This window comes from Mammaliicoccus sciuri (assembly GCF_025561425.1).
Taxonomy (GTDB): Bacteria; Bacillota; Bacilli; order Staphylococcales; family Staphylococcaceae; genus Mammaliicoccus; species Mammaliicoccus sciuri_A.
This window is the reverse complement of the sequence record NZ_CP094824.1, coordinates 2,127,853-2,147,767: the sequence shown is the minus strand read 5'-3', so window position 1 is coordinate 2,147,767 and position 19,915 is coordinate 2,127,853. Positions and strand designations below refer to the sequence as shown.

Sequence of the window (19,915 nt, the reverse complement as noted above, 5' to 3'; positions counted from 1 at the left end):
GAGGTGATGCTTATGAAAGTATCAACTAAATCTTTAGAAAGGAGAAGGCAATAGTGGTTCCGATTAGCGATGCGCTAAACTTAATGTTTAGTTTCGGTAGTTTTATCGTACTATTATTAGGTTTAGTAATCGCAATTGTAAAAATGAACCAAAAAAATAAACCATCTCTTACAACTTTTTACCAGTTTGAGATAATTTATTAAATTATTAAAAATTAGTCACCGTCTTTTTAACGGGCTCATTGGACAACGTGTTACAGCACGTTGTCGTTTTTCAAAGAAATTATAACACAATTTGGAAGTATTTGTCTATTGTGAAAAATTAATGATTAAGAGGTGTATTTGATATAAAAAAGGGTCAAGAGTATTAACAATTATTAATATTATTACAAATATTGTAGGAACGGTATTGATAATAGCAGGAATGATTAAACGTTCAAAATAATGCTAGTGAAATGATTATTGAGTTTATTATGGACGGAGTGTGTTTGATATGAAAGCAAGTATAAGTATTCGTAAAACGACGAAGAAGGAGAAGATTGAATCGCTTGTTGCTGTGAGTATTTTAATTTTGGGGATTATGTTTATTAAGTGGTTAAACAAATAATTGTATTTTTGTTTCTAATTTTTAGAAGTGTATAATGAACCTAAATATAGAGATTGGTGGGGATTATATGACTGTTGAATTAAAATTAATGGAAATGCAGTACTTTAATGATTTTTATGAGGTTTCTTTGAAAGAATTTGCTGATGAACAAGTGAAAAGTGGTTCTTGGTCTGTTGAAGAAGCGGATGAGAGAGGTAGAGCATATTTTAAGAAACTTCTACCTGATGGTTTACATACGGAAGGTCATAAAATTTTTAATGTCTTTAATGAAGGGGAGAAGGTTGGTATTTTATGGCTACATGTATTCGAGAAAGACCATGTATTAAAGAGTTTTATTTATGATATTAAGATTGACGAATCTGAAAGAGGTAAAGGTTTAGGTAAGATGACGATGCAAGCTCTAGATGAGTATTGCAAGGAACAGGACATTAAAAGTATTCGACTCCATGTTTTCGGTCATAATCAAATTGCATATGAGTTATATAAAAAAATGGGATTTGAAACGACAAACTATTATATGGAAAAAGCGTTATAATAGTGATATCGAAATTGAAATCGGAGTGATTTGATTGTTGAAATTGAAAGAATCTCAAAATGTATTTTTAGAAGGTGGAGATGAAGCGGTTATATTATTGCATTCATTTACAGGTACAGTAAGAGATGTAAAAGCTTTAGCAGAGTTTCTAAACGAAGCGGGATATACTTGCTATATTCCAGCTTATAAAGGACATGGATTAAGTTTAGAAGGATTATTAGCCTATACGACAAATGATTGGTGGGAACAGGTACAAGATAGCTATCACTATTTAAAGGATAGTGGATATGAAACCATTCATGTGCTCGGTGTTTCATTAGGTGCGCTTATGTCTTTAAAACTTGTCGAAACATTTGATTTGAAGAAATGTATAGCAATGTCTACACCTCATAATAGAACGAATAAAGATATTAAAAGAAGGCTCTATCATTATGGAGAAAGAATTAATCAGATCCAAGGTTTAGATGAAGATGAAAGTAAACGCCAATTTGCACTCATTGATGATTATGAAGAAGGTGCACGTCTTTTTACATCATTTATAGAGGATATTATGAATCATTTAAACGCAGTAAATATACCTATCTCTATAAAGTATGGTGAATTAGATCAAACATTCTATCAAGATAGCGCTGAAAGAATATATCATGATATAGCATCAGAACATAAAGAATTAACAGCCTATAAAAATGCAACACATTTAATGACAAGAAGTGACGATAAAGAACAAATTGAACAAGATATACTTGAGTTCTTAAAAAAATAAGACCACGCCAACATTTGTTGGCGTGGTCTTATTGATTATAATCCACCTAATAAACCACTAATATATACACCAAGTGCTAATAACAATCCGAAGATCGTGTTTGCTTTACCTGTTGCTGCCATTGCAGGCATCATTGTTTGTGGTGTGTCATTTTTGTTAAATCGACGTACGGCTTTGATTGGGAATGGTGCAGATATTAAGACGAGCAACCATAAAAGAGAGCCGTATGGTTTAAATAATGCTAAGTAAATAACAAAGACATATGCGAAAATATATAGAATTGCCATAGTCATGATGGAAAGTCTTTTACCGACTAAGATTGCGTAAGTCTTTCTACCACTTTGTTTGTCTTTTTCGCGGTCTCTAATGTTATTTGCTAAGTTGATAAGTCCAATTGTAATAGAAACTGGAATACTTAATAATGCTGGATAAAAGCTTAAAGTACCTGTTTGTATATAGAATGAAATCATGACAATTACAAATCCCATGAAGAATCCAGCGAATATTTCACCGAATGGCGTCCATGAAATAGGGATTGGACCACCTGTATAAAAATAACCGATTGCCATACAAACTAATCCTATTGGTATTAATAGCCATGTACTTTGCATGCATATGTAAATACCTAATATGACAGCTATAACATAGAATGCTATTGCTAAATTATAAACGGATTTAGGAGACATACCATTTCTTACGATTGCGCCTCCGATACCAACAGAAGTATGGTCATCTAATCCACGCTTATAATCAAAGTATTCATTAAACATATTAGTTGCTGCTTGTATTAAAATACTTGCGAGTAACATTGCTAATACGACTGAAATTTTAATGGATGCTTCAGCACCTGTTAAAAAAATCTTTGATGAAGCAGTACCTAATAATACAGGAACAAATGATGCTGTAAGGGTATGTGGTCTCATCAAATGATAATATTTTTTCAAGCCTGAATGCTGTGATAAATTTTGTGACATGTATTTACCTCTTAAATTTATATTTTTGACAGTATTAGTATATGCTTTCGCTATCAATTGGTCAATCACTGTAATTGTGTAAAATTTTAATTTATATTCTGTATTTAAAGAACAATATTAACGCATGTTCACTTAAAAAATGATAAAATAAGTAGATAGATATTTTTCGGAAAGAAGTGGAAGTGAAATGGCCTTGAGGACGGATTTGAAGCAACAGATAATTTCTGAAATCGATGGAAATAAAAATTATATTTCAGTTGAAATTGAGCTTCAATATCAACCAGATTTAATCCATTTATTAAGGAAAGAAATCAATTATACAGGACAACATTTTTATTACAAATCTAAAGATTCTAAATTAGAAATGTGTGGAATTGGATATTTATTAGAAGCTAGGTATTCGCATCTAGAACATGATGATATATATGAATACTGGCAAAATATTAAAGAACAATTAAATACGATTAAGTTACATGATGAAAAACACCATCTAAAATTCTTTGGTGGCTTTCAATTTTCAGAGCATTCATTAACGAATGAATGGAAAGATTACGGGATGAGTCATTTTGTATTGCCTAAATATTTGGTGACAAAAGAAAATGGTCATTATTATCTTACTTATACGGATCATAGTAACAAATTCGATCTCGACAACATTCAAGAAGTTATTAATATTTTAGAAACAGAAAATGAAAAAATCGAATCGATTGATCCTGTAGTAGTGGAAAATAAAGATATTCAAAGTGAAGAATGGAAAGCGTTAGTTACTAAAGTTGTTTCACAAATGAATCAATCTGTAGCACTACAAAAAGTCGTACTATCCAGAAGAAGACAAATTGAATTTGAAGATCATGTTAATGTTGAAGATGCATTACAAAGGTCATTAGATTCAAATGAATCAAGCTATTTATTACTATTTGAGTCAGGTAAATCTCAATTTATTTCACAAACACCTGAACAATTATGCCAAATAGAAGATGGTAAACTATATACAAATGCAATTGCTGGTACGATTTTAAGAACAGAAGATGAAACAAAGAATGATGAATTAAAGGCTGAGCTTCTAAATGATTTTAAAAATCAATTTGAACATCGTTATGTAGTGGATAGTATTATTCATGATATTCAATCATTTACGAAACACATTGAATACGATAAAAAGCCAACCATACTCACAAATAAACATTTATATCATTTATATACGAAAATACAAGCAGATTTACTATCTGAAAATGTATTAGAAATTGTTAATCAATTGCATCCAACGCCAGCATTAGGAGGATTTCCTAAAGTTGAAGCGATAAAATTTATAGAACATGAAGAGTTTGGTACAAGGGGATTTTACGGTGCACCATTAGGTTATATCGATCTAGAAAATAATGGTGAATTTGTTGTATCTATTCGATCTATGTTAGTGAACAATCATACTGCAACATTGTATTCAGGTTGTGGTATTGTAAAAGATTCTGAAGCAATATCTGAGTTTGAAGAAACAGACTTAAAATTTAAACCAATGTTGAAAGCACTAGGAGTGATGTAGAATTGAGTACACATACTGAAAGTCTTACTAAACAAGTATTTACATTTGTTTCTAAATTATATGAATATGGTGTCGATGATGTTGTTATTAGTCCTGGATCAAGATCTACACCATTAGCGATAGCTTGTGAACGACATCCACATTTAAAAACATGGGTTCATCCAGATGAAAGAAGCGCAGCATTTTTTGCACTTGGCATAATTAAAGCAAGTCAAAAGCCTGTTGCAATCATTTGTACTTCAGGAACAGCTGCATCTAATTATATGCCAGCAGTATCTGAAGCGTTTATTAGTCGATTACCACTTGTTGTTGTTACGAGTGATAGACCACATGAACTACGTAATGTTGGTGCACCTCAAGCAATCAATCAAGTAAATATGTTCCAAAACTTTACGAAGTTTCAATTTGATATGCCTATAGCTGATGACTCAGAGGGTACATTAAATGTAATTAATATGAATATGATTAAAGCTGAGAAACATTTTGTTGGTCCACAAAGAGGTCCTGTACATTTTAATTTTCCATTTAGAGAGCCATTAATTCCTAATGTGAAATTAAGAAGATATTTGTCATCTAAAAGAAAATTAGAAACAAAATACCAAAAATCGATTGATTTTACGAGTATACAAACATATATCGAAAAACCAAGAGGAGTCGTTATAGTAGGAGATACACAAGGTCAAGATTTATCTCAAATATTAACTTATTCAGCGATTCATAATATTCCTATATTAGCTGATCCATTAAGTAATTTGAGAAAATTAAATCATCCAAATGTGATTTCTACTTATGATGCATTATTCAAAGGTGGTTTAAGTATTGAACCACAATTTATAATTAGAGTGGGGCAACCAGTCGTTTCGAAACATTTAAACAATTGGTTAAAAGAAGTTAAATGTCCACAAATTCTTGTGCAAAATAATGATACACCTGATGCTTATCCTAAAGTACCAACGATTTCAGTGGAATTAAGTCCAAATGATTTCTTCAGACAAGCTCAAGATGTATCACCAACTCAAAACAAGAATTGGTTAGAAAAATGGATAACAATGGACAAAGAAGCAAGTACATTGATTGAAAAATATATCGAAGAAGAAACAGATGAAGGTGCTGCAGTTGGTAGTTTATTGAAAAAAATGACTTCTAAAGATACTGTATTTGTTGGTAATAGTATGCCAATAAGAGATGTCGATACATTTAATTTAAACTCAAAAGCTGAAATAGCAGCTAATAGAGGTGCAAATGGTATAGATGGTGTCGTGTCGACTGCACTTGGTATGTCTGTATATAAAAAAGTCACACTTATTATTGGTGATGTTTCGTTCTTCCATGATATGAATGGCTTGATTATGAGTAAACTACATGATTTAGATATTACAATTGTGTGCTTAAACAATAATGGTGGGGGCATCTTCAATTACTTAGCACCTAAAGAAGAAGCACCTGAACATTTTGAGAAATTATTCGGTACGCCACTAGATTTAGATTTTCAACATGTTGCGCATCTGTATGAGTTAGGTTACGAAAAATTCGAAAGTGTTTCTGATTATAAGAAACAAACTTTACCGCAATTCGGTTCTTATTTATACGAAATTCTAACGAATAGAGAAGAAAATACCGCAACACATAGACAACTTTTTGAACAAATGAAAGGTATCCAATATGTTAAATCACCACGTTAAGTCGTATGATGAACATAAACCGTCTATTATTTTATTACACGGCTTCATCAGTGATCATACATCATTTCATTTAGTTGAGCGTACGTTAAGTAAGCATGGGTTAAATGTCATAACCATTGATTTACCTGGACATGGACATGATGAATCAAGTTATGATGATATATGGTCAATGGATTTTATTGTCTCTAAGATTAAAGAAGTCATTGATTATTTAGAGCTAAAAAAGGTCTATTTGCATGGATATTCAATGGGTGGGCGTGTTGCGTTAAGCTTTGCTGTACAATACCCAGAGCTATTAAGCGGCTTGATTTTAGAAAGTGCTAGTCCAGGACTTAAAGATCCATCAGATAAACAGAATAGAATTGAAGTCGATCATAATAGAGCAGCGCGCATTCATGAAATTGGATTACCTAAGTTTGTAGAGGAATGGTCTAAACTTCCATTATTTAATAGTCAGTCTATACTTTCTACTGAAGAAAGAGAACGTATTAAACAAATGAGACTTTCTCAAAATCCAAACAGCTTAAGTAAAGCACTTAAAGATTATGGTACAGGTTCACAACCATCCAATTGGCATCATTTGAATACAATGAATGTGCCAACTTGTATTATCGTCGGTCAAAAAGATGAAAAGTTTATACAAATAGGTAAACAAATGAACGAAAGTATAAAAAATAGTAAATTTTATATTGTTAAAGATGCTGGGCACACAATTCATGTGGAACAACCCTCAAAATTTGATACAATAATAATAGAATTTATTTTAGGAGGCAAATTATGTCAAGACAATGGGAAACTATAAAAGAATATAAAGAAATTAAATATGAATTTTTCGAAGGTATTGCTAAGATTACTATCAACCGTCCAGAAGTACGTAATGCATTCACACCTTTAACAGTTCAAGAAATGATCGACGCTTTCTCTAGAGCTAGAGATGATGAAAGAGTAGGTTCTATCATCTTAACTGGTGAAGGCGACTTAGCATTCTGTTCAGGTGGAGACCAGTCTGTTCGTGGACATGGTGGTTACGTTGGCGATGATCAAATTCCAAGATTAAATGTGTTAGATTTACAACGTCTTATCCGTGTAATTCCTAAACCAGTAGTAGCTATGGTTAGAGGATATGCTATTGGTGGTGGACACGTGCTTCATATCGTATGTGACTTAACAATTGCCGCTGAAAATGCAAGATTCGGTCAAACTGGACCTAAAGTAGGTTCATTCGATGCTGGTTATGGTTCAGGCTATTTAGCAAGAATTGTTGGACATAAAAAAGCACGTGAAATTTGGTTCTTATGTCGTCAATATGATGCACAAGAAGCGATTGATATGGGTCTTGTAAATACAGTTGTACCATTAGATAAAATTGAAGATGAAACAGTTCAATGGTGTAAAGAAATGATGCAACATTCACCAACTGCATTACGTTTCTTAAAAGCTGCTATGAACGCTGACACTGATGGATTAGCTGGTTTACAACAATTCGCTGGTGATGCTACATTATTATATTACACATCAGACGAAGCAAAAGAAGGAAGAGAGGCTTTCAAAGAAAAACGTCAACCAGACTTCGATCAATTTCCTAAGTTTCCTTAATATTGATAGAAAAAAACAAGAGGTTGAGACATTTTATAATGTCTCAGCCTTTTTTATCTTGTTTGGCCAGTCTTGATAAATACAGAGCGTCTATTTATCTTGTTTGGTCAGTCTAGATAAATACAAGGCCCTCCAACATTGCTTGTCACGCTTGAATAGCAATGTTCAGAACTCCAACATTGCTTGTCGCACTCCACTTGCAATGTTCAGCACTATATTTCTGAAAATATGAAAAAGAGTCTAGAACATTTCTGTCCCAAACTCTTATTTTTATAATAAATGTTTTCTTATAACTTGCTCAATAATAGTAGGTATTTCTTCAAAAGCACTTTTCATGTTGATGCGTTCTGTTACTTGATGAGCATCTTTACCGATAGGTCCAATATTTATGACAGGTGCACTTATTTCTTGTATATCTTTAAATGGTATAAAGTATGATTGATTAAACACAGGTGTTTGCTCAATATAGCTTTCAAATCCTAAATCGTCTTGTCTATATTTGGCATAACTCAGATCGCTAATACCATTAAAGAAATATTGTCTTTTTGACACTCTATCAAACTGTTTTAAAGATGTCTCACTAACAGTTTGGACGATTTCATCAATAAATGGATCTTCAGAAGAGTGCGCAGCAGGGTAATAAGGTGGTGCAAAAAATGTCACAACACTTGGTCCCAAACCTTTCAACATATGCATAAATCGATCCGTAATTTCTATAGATTGCGCTCTTTCATCAGGAATTTCATGAACAATTTGTTCAATCATCTGATTAATTTTACTTTCACCATACTCTTTTATTGCAAGTGCTTTTAATTCTTTGAAAGTTAAGATATTAATGGATAACTTTTTATCAAAGCCCTCGGATTTTAATGTTTCTTGGTATGCTTGTTCACAATTGTGAATAGCATCTTTAACAACATCATTAAATATATTAAAAGCTTGTTCTGCATTTCTGTTAAATAAGAATACATTATATAATGAAACAGTTCTAAATGGTGTTTGAACGTCATAATGATCTTTAATATCTCTACTCATAAGAGAGACTGGAAGCGGCGTCGTTTCATCTTTATATGTTTCTTTAAACAAAGTACAGTATTCCATTTTGCTATTAATAAAGCTTTGTATGTAGTTCGAACTAATACCATTCAATGGTTGTCCAACATGAGTTTCTTTACCATAGCACAATACTGAAGGCATAATTTTGCCTATTGTTCCTGAATATACATAATGATTTGGGTCATTTTCTGCTTGTGAAAAAGTAGGTTCACTGTTTAAATGTAAAGCTATATCTAAATGATCTTCCTTACGAATTTGATTGAGCCTTTGAACGGCGGCATGCATACCTTTAGACTCAACTTCTTCATCAGGTACTGAAACTACGATTATGTTAATATCCCATGATTCTTGGATGGCTTTTTCTATCAGAGACATATGTATCATTAGACCTGGTTTCATATCCATTGAACCACGTCCGAATAAATAATTGTGCGTTTGGATATCTTTTTTAGCATCAGGCGTTAAGTATTTCATATCTTGACGAAATTTCTCTGTGATTTTATCCATATCAAAAGCATCATCTTTATATTCGCTATAATCATCGATACCGACCGTATCAAAATGACTTATACAAACGAGTGTTTTTTTAGATTGTGGTGCTTTGTAATATGCAAGAACTGCATGACGACCATCCCCAGTCGGTTGCAGCATAACTTGATGAGCATTACGCTTAAAATAATCTAACTTTAAGTACTGTTCCCTTAAAAAGTAAGGAAAAGTCTTTTCTCCTTCTGAATGCGTTATAGATTGATGTCTGACCAAGCTTTTAAGTAAATCGCTTCTATCTTCAAACGTTTGCCATAATAAATCCATTGTGTTTCAGCCCCTTTAAAATAGTTCTTGAATCATTCTTTCTAATCTATTCAGTCCTTCTTCAAGTGCTTCTAAATTGTAAGCATATGAAATTCTAATATAGCCTTTGCCAATATGGGTGAAAGCTGAACCAGGTACAATCGCGACGTGGTAATCTTCAAGTGCTTTCATACAGAATTCATAATCATCCATTCCGAAATGTGAAATTTGCGGAAAAATATAAAATGCACCTTGAGGTTTTTCATTTAATTTAAAGCCGATTTCAATTAATCGCTTATAGACATAATCTCTACGTTCTATATATGCTTTATTCATTTCTTTAGGTGAATCAATTGCATTTGTTAATGCTTCAATTGCAGCATATTGGCTCGGTACATTCGCACAAATACAATTATAGGCATGTACAAATGTTAATTGTTTCATAACATATTGTGGTCCTAATAAAAAGCCAATTCTAAGGCCAGTCATTGAATGAGACTTACTCAAGCCGCCTAATAAAATACATTGATCTTTGATTGCGTCATATGAAGCGAAAGATGTATGCGTTTGATTAAATGTATTCTCAGCATAAATCTCATCGCTGACTACATAAATAGGGTAATCTTTAAATACATCAACAAGAGCTTCTACTTCTTGTTGATTCAACGTAATTCCTGTAGGGTTATTAGGATAATTCAGCAAGATAGCTTTTGTCTTATCAGTAATATGAGATTTAACTAATTCAGGCGTTATTTTAAGACCAGTTTGTGTAGTATCTATGTATATAGGCTTAGCACCTAACAGCTCGATAAGGGGGACATACCCAGCATATACTGGTGAAGGAATTAATACTTCATCGCCATGTTCAAGAATTCCTCTTAAAGTTGTGTCTAATGCTTCGCTTGCACCATTAGTGATGAGGATTTCACCTGTTTCAAATGAAGCATTGAAGCGATCTTTATAATATTGTGCAACGACTTTTCGCAATTCTGGTAACCCAGCATTATGAGAATAAGATGTAAAGTTATGATCAATTGCATCTTTCATTGCATCTTTAACACTTGTTGGTACAGGAAAGTCAGGTTGACCAACTGTTAAGTTAATCACATCATCAATTTCAGGTATGCGGTTAGATATCGCTCTAATACCAGACACTTGAAGTTGAGATGCAAATTTATTTAATGGTAATTGCATTTTTATCACCTCTTCAAAACGATAGTTTCATTATAACTTTAAAAAGCATACAAATAAATGAATATAGCAAAAATTTAGAAAACGTATTACAATAAGGGAAACATTACAATAATAGGGGATGTTTATATGGTGAATTTAGCTAATATGAATCAGCGATTAAAGTTACTACTATCTTTAAATATTTTTGATTGGTTACCACATCCAACGTTTGTATTGATACAAAATAATGATGAACAATGGATGGTTTCATTTGAAGAAGATTCAATACATATTTGTAGAGCGGAAGCTCAATTATCACATTTTCATCGATATTATTTCGGGCAAGATAATCGACTTATTAAGAATGCGCAATTCCATATCAAATTTAAAGTGAAAGAAGAACTATCGTTAGACGAAAGAAAATTTGTTTCTGATTTTATGCAACCAACGTCTAAAAAAGAGAATCCAATATTATTTATTCAGTCAGATACACCGTATACGCAAGAGTGGGTAGATTATTTAACATACTTATTAAGTGCGAGCTATGAAGTATTAGAAAATCTTTATAATAACAATCATGAGTTAGCGCCTATTACTCATAAACATGTACAAATACCTGCCTATTTATTAAATAGTGAAGATAAATTTATCGGAACGATATCGTATGCAACATTAATTAGATAAACAAAAAGCCAATCCTTAAGTTATGTACTCAAAGGATTGGCTTTTCTATATTTATTTTTTCTTTTTTGGTGGCTTTTTAATGTTAACAACGGGATTTGTGTAATGTCTTACAAGATCGCTACTGAAGAAGTAGACAATAGCAATTGTTATAAGTATGATTGCAACCCAAACATAAGGTTGGTCTAATAACATTTGATCCCATTTTTTTGAACGGAATAGACCTACGAAAAGTCCGTGTAGTAAATAAATAAACATTGTTCTTGAACCAATATAAGTTAATGGTAATTTACGTTCTGGTATTAAGTTTAAGAAACTAAATGTTGAAACGAAAATGACCACATATATGAATAATCTTTTTAATGCACTATAAACGTCTACATCGCCTTCAAGTGCAGAGTAAGGTTTGCTACCAAATAACCATTCAAAGTTATAATCAGTAAGTAAATAAGCGATGAAAATAACAATTAAACTAATGGAAGATAACCAAATATGCTTTTTATTTCTTAAAATTAATGACTGTTCTTTATTGATGTAATAGCCTAGTAAGAAAATAGGGAAGAATACAAATGTTCTTGATAGACTAAGTTTTGCATTAATAAAGTCAAAATAACCAACAATTAAACCTAATAATATTGCTACTGTAAATGTGATATATGGATTGAAGTTTCTCACAAAATGCAAAATAATGTGCCATGAGAATAAACTTACTAAGAACCACATTGCCCATTGTGGATCGAAGGGACTAATATTTAATGTATCGTCTCTATCAATATAGTAGTAATATAAACCATAAAATAATTGGAATATTAAATAAGGTAGTAAGAGTTTGATAGTAATTTTTTTTATGTAACCTGGTTTTCCTACACCTTTAGCAAAGAATCCTGATATCAGTACGAATGCTGGCATATGGAAACTATAAATAAACATATATAGTGCTTTGAAAATATGACTTTCATTAACATAAGATCTTGTTAAATGACCGAATACAACTAGCACAATTAAGAAAAATCGTGCGTTATCAAAATAATGGTCTCTTTCTTTTTCGTTTGTCATGAAAAGTGCTCCCCTAAAACGATAATCTACAATTTGCTTGAAATGTAGATTATAAATTAAATTTTTCAAAAGTACAAATAATTTTATTTCGTTAACACTATAAAATCAAACCAATGCCTTATTAAAGGCATTGGCTTTTACTTTAATATTATGCTTTATATTGGTCGACATCGTAATATTGACCGTCTATTTGAATCAGTTGATAGAAGTCGCTAATTCGTTTTGCATTAGACTTAGCGAAGTCTATGCCTGTTGCATATTGATGAACCCCAGGATTTTGTGGATTAAACCTCATTTTATAAAGTGTGTTTTGTCTTGATTTAATGTAATTATTAGCTATAAATTGAGCACCACCTAGGATTGCTTTTTCAGGTGTGTTCCATCCTGCTTGTTGAGCATATTTAATACCGCCGTATAATGCATTTTTGTCAATAGCGCCAACACCAAACATATTATAATATTTTGTTTGTGCATTTAAATCAACATTACCATTTTGGTCAATTGCTCCACCGTTAGCTAAATCACTTGTACCGTTACCAGTTTCTAATAATGCATGTGAAATTAAATAAATTTCATTAATACCTACTGCTTTTGCAGCTTGGCTAAAGGCACTACCTTGATTTTCAAGAATCCCTTTTCCACGTAACAAGTTATTTAATTTAGTTACTGAAATATTTTGAGATTTGTTTAAGTCTAAAAATTGATATTTTTGAACTGGATCGTTTACATACTTACTTGTATCCATTGCATCTTTAACTTCAGCTCTCGTAGCATTTCTAATACCACTTGCTAATACTTTTTTAGGTTCAGAACCATTTCTTAATGCCATTTGAATATCGACAGCTTGATCTAACGTGTATGGGCTAGTTGAAATATTTGTTGATTCTGTAGCGAGTTGTAAATACTTAGCATTAATCCATACAGTTTTACCATTTAATAAACCTTTATACCATAATTCATTACCAACTTTTTGAGAAGAAATCACTTTAAAGTATGAATATTGGTAGTTTTGTAATGAACCGAGTAATGTTTTTTTAGATACTGTAGGTTCACTATAGAAATATCCACTGTTATCAAAAATTAAGTAATTTTGATAGTTCTCTTTTAAGACAACAGGTTGATTGTTAACAGTACTTGATTTTATAGCATTAGTCTTTTTAGGTTGAGCGACAGTTGGTTTATTAACAACTTTTGGTTGTGTTGTTACTTTTTGCAATTGAACGTCTTTAGCGTTTACCCATCCTAATGGAATAGCATTATTATCTTGAAGTAGATAATATGTTTGATTGTTATAAGTTGATTGTTTACCAATCTTGAATGTTTTTCCTGCTTTGTTGATTGCAGGTACAGTTTTTTGATCATATACAGAAGTATATACACCTGAAATATTTTTATTAACTTTACCTAAATAGTTAACACGAACCGTTTTTGCAACTGCGTTTGCCTTTGTTGTATTAGAAGTAACAGGTTTAGGAGTTGCTTTAGGTTTTACAGTGTTAGAAGCAACAGGTTTAGAAGTTGCTTTAGGTTTCGCTGTATTAGAAGCAACAGGTTTAGGAGTTGCTTTAGTATTATTTTGCAGTTGAATGTCACTAGATTTCACCCAACCTAAAGGTGTACCGTTATTATCTTGTAATAAATAATATACTTGGTTGTTATAGTTAGATTGTTTACCGATATTAAATGTTTTACCAACTTTGTTAGCAGCTGATTTAGTTTTAGTATCATAAACTGAACTATAGACACCTGATGCATTTGTATTAACTTTACCTTTATAGTTAACAACTACTGTTTTAGCAGGACTCGCTACAGGAGTAGTCATTTTAGGCTTAGAAACTACAGGCGTAGTCGTTTTAGGTTTAGACACTACAGGAGTAGTTGTTTTAGGTTTAGATGTTACAGGTGTAGTTGTCTTTGGTTTAGACACTACAGGCGTAGTCGTTTTAGGTTTAGATGTTACAGGTGTAGTTGTCTTTGGTTTAGACACTACAGGCGTAGTCGTTTTAGGTTTAGATGTTACAGGTGTAGTTGTCTTTGGTTTAGAAACTACAGGTGTAGTCGTTTTAGGTTTAGATGTTACAGGTGTAGTAGGTTGAGTTGCGCTACCTGTTTTATATAAATATTTTTCACGCGCTAAATCTACAAGCTCATTAAAAGTATAATTATTTTCAGCAAACCAACCATATGGATCACTATGATCTGTGCCACCTAAATATCTTGAAACGGCATCATGAGACCATAAAGTACCAGTACCATCATTTTCAGCACTATCAAATGGTAAGCCATAATATGATAGGTTAGTTGCGATATAATCTGCATAATTGTTAATAGAGCGAGCGAAACGATCTCCGCCATAAACACGAACTAATTCAACATGTATAAATCGTTCATTTGCGACGCCACCAGCACCCCAAGCTAAGTAATCAGTTGGCGCAACTTCGATAATATTATTATCATCTACAAAGGCATGTACAAAAGCACTTTCATAGTTGTTTTTCATATATGCAATTTCACCTTGAATTGTTGAATTAGGATTTGCAGTTTCATGTGCAACAATTCCTTCAGGTTTACCAACACCATTACGATATGGAATTTTAGGAATATGACTTGAAAAATCTTCAACATATGTCGGCACTGTATAATTATTATTTCTAATTTGACTATTTATTGATGAACTTACTGTAGGACTATAAGAACTAGTAGTAGCTACTGCTTTTTTAACAACAGGCGCACTACTTACAGATCTAAATGCAAAAGTGCTAACTCGTGGTTGAACACTAGCAGTTTCTAATTGAACTTTGTCGTTTTGAGTACTAGTAGCCGCTTCAGTATTTTGAGCATCATTAGTAGAAGTAGGTTGAGCAGTGTCGTCAGAAACCTCTTCGTTATTCGTAACTTCAGTATTATCTTCAGTAGATGCTACTTCAGAATTTTGCTCTTCTTCGTTAGAAGTAGGTTGAGCTGAGTCTACAGAAATTTCTTGGTTGTTCGTAACTTCAGTATTATCTTCAATAGAAGCTACATCAGAATTTTGTTCTTCTTCATAAGAAGTAGGTTGAGTTGAATCTTCAGAAACCTCTTCGTTATTCGTAACTTCAGAGTTATCTTCAGAAGAAGCTACTTCATAGTTTTGTTCTTCATTGTTAGAAGTAGGTTGAACTGAGTCATCCGAAACTTCTTTGTTGTTTGTAACTTCAGAATTATCTTCAGTAGTAGCTACATCAGAGTTTTGTTCTTCTTCGTTAGAAGTAATTTGAGGTGTTTCATCAGCTGTATTTTCCACTTCTTGTTTTGGTTCATCAATTATAGAAGGATCTTTATATTCTTTCGTACCTGAAACGTTTAAAGATTGGCTTTTTAATTCTTTTTGTTCATCTTGAATTTGACTAGCATTATCGTGTTGTTCAATGATGTTTTTATTTTCTTTGTTTGTTGTTTGTTCTTCTGCATTAACTTGATGTGATACGAGCGTAGTACCTGCTAAAGTCATTGCTACAAGTGCGGGGGTTTTGTAATAGAATTTTTTATCCATAAACAATCTCCTTTTGTATAGGTATTTATTTATACACAGTATAAGGCTTTTTAATATTAAAAGATGAACTTTTTATGAAATGTAATGTAACTTTAATATTTGAGATAGTAATAATTTAATTAAAAAGTTAATTTCATAAAATAGTGAGGAATGTTTTCTTCTAAGAATTCTTCACCTTCAGTTTTATAGCCTAATTTTTCATAGAATCCTTTAGCGTGAGATTGTACATTAAGTACAGTGCCTTTATATCCATCTTCACTAGCTTTTTGATTAATAAAATTCATTATATCTTTGCCATAACCAAATTTTCTATAAGGTTTTAAAACAGCAACTCTTTCTACTTTCGCATATCCATCTTTATAATTTCTAAAACGACCTACCGCAGCTGGTTTATCATCGTGATATAGAACAACATGCTTAGAAACATTTTCAAATTCATCTATCTCTGCATCTATAGAAACACCTTGTTGCTCAACGAAGACAGTCTTTCTAATATTTAATCCATCTTGAATATCTTTTTGGCTTTCTGCTATTTTAATCATTGTGATACCTCCATAGTTTTGATTCAATTTATTATACATTATGATTATTCTAATTGATGTAGTAAATAAAAAACTCAATAAATATTTGGTAAAAAGAACTTGTATATATCAAGATTGACTAAACAAGATAAATAGAGGCGTTGTATTTATCAAGACTGACTAAACAAGATAAATAGAGCCGTTGTATTTATCAAGACTGACTAAACAAGATAAATAGAGGCGTTGTATTTATCAAGACTGACCAAACAAGATAAATAGAAGCGTTGTATTTATCAAGACTGACTAAACAAGATAAATAGAGCCGTTGTGTTTATCAAGACTGGCGAAACAAGATAAATAGAGGCGTTGTATTTATCAAGACTGACCAAACAAGATAAATATGAATCTCTAATATTGCAAGACGAGGCTGACTAGCAACATAGGAGGACTGAATATTGCAAGACACACCAATCTAGCAACATTCACACTATATTTTCACAATAAGTTCCATCTCATTTCTGTCCACACAAAAAAGCTGAACCACTTTATATGGCTCAGCTTTTAATTTATATAGTTTGTACTGCTTGTCTTCTAACGATTGCGGTATATTGCCAGAATAATCTTAATTGGTGAATACTCCAATTTGTCATACCCATTGTATATCCACTTGGTGTAAATATTTGAATTTGGCTTGTTTCTAGTGCTGCTGCTACAAGATATTGCAAATGAACGCTTAATGATTTCATTTCTTCTGTTAAGCCTGTTTCTGTATATACCCATGAAAAAGGTAGGGGGTTATCAAAGATATTGATAACATTGAAGATTTCAGGGATGGCAATGATGTAACAAGCGCCATCTACAATTGGATCGTTGTTTGCTTGTTTATAGTATAGTAATAACGCTTCGTAATTCTCATGATGTTCTTGATTAACATAGTACAAATTCTGTCTGAAGTGAGACAAATCTCCAGAATGAATGATTTGATTTTCAAGTGCATCAAACATTGTATTGATTTGTTCATATTTTTCATATATTTTACGTTGAATCATAATTTGCCTCCTTTCCTAGTAAACTTCTGGACCAGGTTGTTGAGCGCTTAGAACTGGTGCTTGACCACTTTGATTTGGTGTTGCTTGTTGTGGTACTTCTTGTGATGGTGTTTCTTGTGATGGTACTTCTTCTGTAGGTGTTTGTTGTACAGGTTGTTCTACAGGCTGTTGTACAGGCTGTTCGGATGGTTGCTCTGATGGTTGTTCAGTCTGCTGCTCGGTTGTTTCTTCAGTATCAGGGTCTATAGCTGGTTCGACTGTTTCAGCTGAATCATTGTCACCTGATGTGCTTCCACTCTTTAGACTTTTCTTAGATACTTCAATATAAGGTGTTAGATCACCATATGCTTGAATCATAAGATAATTCATTAATTCTGTTTTCTTAGTCTTAGGTAAGTTTAAGTCTTTTCTAAGTTTATTAGAAAGTTCTAATAAATTATCTAAGTCAGGATTGAAGAAGTAAACACCATTGAAATTAGCATCAGTTCCTTTAATTTGTTCTGTTTTAATTTTCACTTTACTAGATGAATAAGTCGTTGCTAAGTTTTGAATATCTTCAAATGTGAAGTTGTGTTTTGCATTTTTACCAACGATTTTAACTAAGTCATCTAATTTATTAATAGAATTTGTTTCTTGAGCTTTTTTGATAATGGCTTTAATCATTTCCATTTGACGTTTACCACGCTCTAAATCTGAATCTTGTTTTCTTGAACGAACAACTGCAAGTGCTTCGTCACCAGATAAAATACGTTTACCTTTTTTAACTTTAATACGTCCTTTATCTTCTGTGTTTGGCTCGTTTAAATCAAATGGTACATCAAACTCAATACCACCAAGCTCATCTACAACTTCAACAAAAGCTTCCATATTAATTCTTGCATAGTAATCTACTGGAACGTTTAATGTACTTTCAACACTTTCCATTGAACCTTCTGGACCATCTATTGCATGAGCATGCGTGATTTTATCATAATATTTTACGGCTGGTATATAACTTAATGTATCACGTGGGATACTAACCATACGTATTTGCTTTTTATCTCTATTAAATGTTGTATAAATCATAGCATCCGTACGAGATTGGCTAGCCTTTTGACCACCTTCACGTCTTGATGTACTATCATCTATACCTAAAAATAATACCGACACATGATCTAAACTAGGATCTACTGGCTTATCTCTTAAAGATGATTTGCTTTTTTTAGAATCAAGAAATGAATCATTTATCGCACCTTTAGTTTCAAGATAAAGCATGAGTCCAAATACTACGGGTAGAATCATGAGTACTATTGACATCAAAAGTAAACCTATTTTTGCGAATCTTTTCATATTATATATTTACCCTTCTATTCGTATTGTGTTTTGAAATATCTATTTTTGCATATTATACATCATATATGATTATACAAGTAAAATTCAACAATTTAAATGAATTATGTGTACTACTTATCAAATATAGAATGTAAATTTGTTGTAAAATTTATGGAAATGGTGTAAATTATAGTGAAGAATGAGAGGTGATACAAATGGCAAAAGTACTAGAAAAAGATTTAAATAGTATAAGTGAACAAATAGAATTAAATAGAGAGAATTCGTATGACGTGATTAAGCCTCCAACCGTTAATGTTCTAGGTTTGCCATTTGCAAACCTGACGGCGAATGAAATGGTAGAACGTATTAAGTATTTTGTAAATCAGGAAACAAATGACAATTTATTTATTGTAACAGCTAATCCTGAAATTGCACATTATGCTTATAGCAATAATCACTATCAACGACGTATTAAACATGCAGATTACATTGTACCAGACGGTATTGGTATTGTTAAAGCAGCTAAATATTTAAATACGCCATTGAAAGAACGTGTTCCGGGAATAGAGTTAATGGAAGAAATGTTGAATATTGCAAACGCAAGTAGCAAGAGAGTATTCTTATTAGGCTCTTCTAAAGAAGGCGTTAAAGCAACTCGTAAAATTTTAGAAGAACAATATCCAAATATTACGTTTGATCATAAACATGGCTATAAACATGTACTAGATTATAAAGTAACTAAGAAAATAAAAAAATTTAATCCAGACTTTATTTTTGCGGCAATGGGTTTTCCTAAACAAGAAGATTGGATTTATTATAACCGTCATCACTTTGAGCATACAGTAATGATGGGTGTAGGTGGCTCATTTGATGTCATAAGCGGAAATGTTAAACGTGCACCAAAAATGTTTATTAAACTTAATTTAGAGTGGTTATATAGAATTATAACTGATTTGAAACGTGTGAATAGAGCACTTAAAATTCCGCTGTTTTTAAAAGAAGTTCAATTCCAAAAATCATGCACACCTAAAAAAAATAAATAGGATTA

At 32.1% G+C, this 19,915-nt stretch carries 17 protein-coding genes; 9 read left to right on the top strand and 8 right to left on the bottom strand.

Going from position 1 to position 19,915, the window contains the following annotated elements; genetic code table 11:
- Nucleotides 1-53 precede the first annotated feature (53 nt).
- The 3 genes from MUA60_RS11150 (at nucleotide 54) to MUA60_RS11140 (ending at nucleotide 1,904) form a co-directional block, all read left to right on the top strand.
- A complete protein-coding gene (locus tag MUA60_RS11150) occupies nucleotides 54-203 on the top strand; it encodes a putative holin-like toxin (RefSeq protein ID WP_262648294.1) in 150 nt (49 codons plus the stop codon).
- Between the two features lie 470 nt (nucleotides 204-673).
- Nucleotides 674-1,141, top strand: coding sequence for a GNAT family N-acetyltransferase (locus MUA60_RS11145; protein ID WP_262648293.1), 468 nt, complete (start codon nucleotides 674-676; stop codon nucleotides 1,139-1,141).
- Nucleotides 1,142-1,175: 34 nt separating this feature from the next.
- Nucleotides 1,176-1,904, top strand: coding sequence for an alpha/beta hydrolase (locus MUA60_RS11140; protein ID WP_262648292.1), 729 nt, complete (start codon nucleotides 1,176-1,178; stop codon nucleotides 1,902-1,904).
- 35 nt (nucleotides 1,905-1,939) lie between these two features.
- Here MUA60_RS11140 and MUA60_RS11135 read toward each other — a convergent pair whose 3' ends face one another.
- The gene (locus tag MUA60_RS11135; RefSeq protein ID WP_025905471.1) at nucleotides 1,940-2,878 is read right to left on the bottom strand and encodes a 1,4-dihydroxy-2-naphthoate polyprenyltransferase; all 939 of its coding nucleotides are present in this window, start codon (nucleotides 2,876-2,878) and stop codon (nucleotides 1,940-1,942) included.
- 205 nt (nucleotides 2,879-3,083) lie between these two features.
- On the opposite strand from MUA60_RS11135, the gene MUA60_RS11130 reads away from it, so the two are divergent.
- From MUA60_RS11130 to menB, 4 genes are read left to right on the top strand one after another with little or no spacing between them, the layout of a single operon-like run.
- Entirely contained in the window at nucleotides 3,084-4,418 is a 1,335-nt protein-coding gene (locus MUA60_RS11130) for an isochorismate synthase (protein ID WP_262648291.1), read from the top strand.
- Nucleotides 4,419-4,420: 2 nt separating this feature from the next.
- Nucleotides 4,421-6,100 (top strand): 2-succinyl-5-enolpyruvyl-6-hydroxy-3-cyclohexene-1-carboxylic-acid synthase, encoded by a 1,680-nt coding sequence (gene menD / locus MUA60_RS11125; protein ID WP_262648290.1) that lies wholly within the window; start codon nucleotides 4,421-4,423, stop codon nucleotides 6,098-6,100.
- Nucleotides 6,081-6,902, top strand: a complete 822-nt coding sequence (gene menH / locus MUA60_RS11120) for a 2-succinyl-6-hydroxy-2,4-cyclohexadiene-1-carboxylate synthase (RefSeq protein WP_262648289.1) — start codon at nucleotides 6,081-6,083, stop codon at nucleotides 6,900-6,902. The genes menD and menH overlap by 20 nt, the downstream gene beginning before the upstream one ends.
- Entirely contained in the window at nucleotides 6,875-7,696 is an 822-nt protein-coding gene (menB, locus tag MUA60_RS11115; RefSeq protein WP_262650618.1) for a 1,4-dihydroxy-2-naphthoyl-CoA synthase, read from the top strand. The genes menH and menB overlap by 28 nt, the downstream gene beginning before the upstream one ends.
- A gap of 270 nt (nucleotides 7,697-7,966) precedes the next feature.
- On the opposite strand, the gene MUA60_RS11110 is transcribed toward menB, so the two are convergent.
- Nucleotides 7,967-9,565 (bottom strand): M20/M25/M40 family metallo-hydrolase, encoded by a 1,599-nt coding sequence (locus MUA60_RS11110; protein ID WP_262648288.1) that lies wholly within the window; start codon nucleotides 9,563-9,565, stop codon nucleotides 7,967-7,969.
- Nucleotides 9,566-9,580: 15 nt separating this feature from the next.
- On the bottom strand, nucleotides 9,581-10,738 hold the full coding sequence (locus MUA60_RS11105) for an aminotransferase class I/II-fold pyridoxal phosphate-dependent enzyme (protein ID WP_262648287.1): 1,158 nt from the start codon (nucleotides 10,736-10,738) through the stop codon (nucleotides 9,581-9,583).
- A gap of 126 nt (nucleotides 10,739-10,864) precedes the next feature.
- Here MUA60_RS11105 and MUA60_RS11100 point away from each other — a divergent pair, with 126 nt between their 5' ends.
- Nucleotides 10,865-11,401, top strand: coding sequence for a hypothetical protein (locus MUA60_RS11100; protein WP_262648286.1), 537 nt, complete (start codon nucleotides 10,865-10,867; stop codon nucleotides 11,399-11,401).
- A gap of 51 nt (nucleotides 11,402-11,452) precedes the next feature.
- Here MUA60_RS11100 and MUA60_RS11095 read toward each other — a convergent pair whose 3' ends face one another.
- From MUA60_RS11095 to MUA60_RS11075, 5 genes are all read right to left on the bottom strand, one after another.
- Nucleotides 11,453-12,454 (bottom strand): acyltransferase family protein, encoded by a 1,002-nt coding sequence (locus MUA60_RS11095; protein WP_262648285.1) that lies wholly within the window; start codon nucleotides 12,452-12,454, stop codon nucleotides 11,453-11,455.
- Nucleotides 12,455-12,602: 148 nt separating this feature from the next.
- On the bottom strand, nucleotides 12,603-15,986 hold the full coding sequence (locus MUA60_RS11090) for an N-acetylmuramoyl-L-alanine amidase (RefSeq protein ID WP_262648284.1): 3,384 nt from the start codon (nucleotides 15,984-15,986) through the stop codon (nucleotides 12,603-12,605).
- Between the two features lie 119 nt (nucleotides 15,987-16,105).
- Nucleotides 16,106-16,528: a GNAT family N-acetyltransferase gene (locus MUA60_RS11085; protein ID WP_262648283.1), complete on the bottom strand. Its 423-nt coding sequence runs from the start codon at nucleotides 16,526-16,528 to the stop codon at nucleotides 16,106-16,108.
- Nucleotides 16,529-17,073: 545 nt separating this feature from the next.
- Complete coding sequence (locus MUA60_RS11080) at nucleotides 17,074-17,553, bottom strand: DUF2538 family protein (RefSeq protein ID WP_262650617.1); 480 nt, start codon at nucleotides 17,551-17,553, stop codon at nucleotides 17,074-17,076.
- Between the two features lie 18 nt (nucleotides 17,554-17,571).
- Nucleotides 17,572-18,852, bottom strand: a complete 1,281-nt coding sequence (locus tag MUA60_RS11075; RefSeq protein ID WP_316964758.1) for an LCP family protein — start codon at nucleotides 18,850-18,852, stop codon at nucleotides 17,572-17,574.
- Nucleotides 18,853-19,082: 230 nt separating this feature from the next.
- Between MUA60_RS11075 and MUA60_RS11070 the strand changes: the two genes are divergently transcribed.
- A complete protein-coding gene (locus tag MUA60_RS11070; RefSeq protein WP_262648281.1) occupies nucleotides 19,083-19,910 on the top strand; it encodes a WecB/TagA/CpsF family glycosyltransferase in 828 nt (275 codons plus the stop codon).
- Nucleotides 19,911-19,915: the final 5 nt, after the last annotated feature.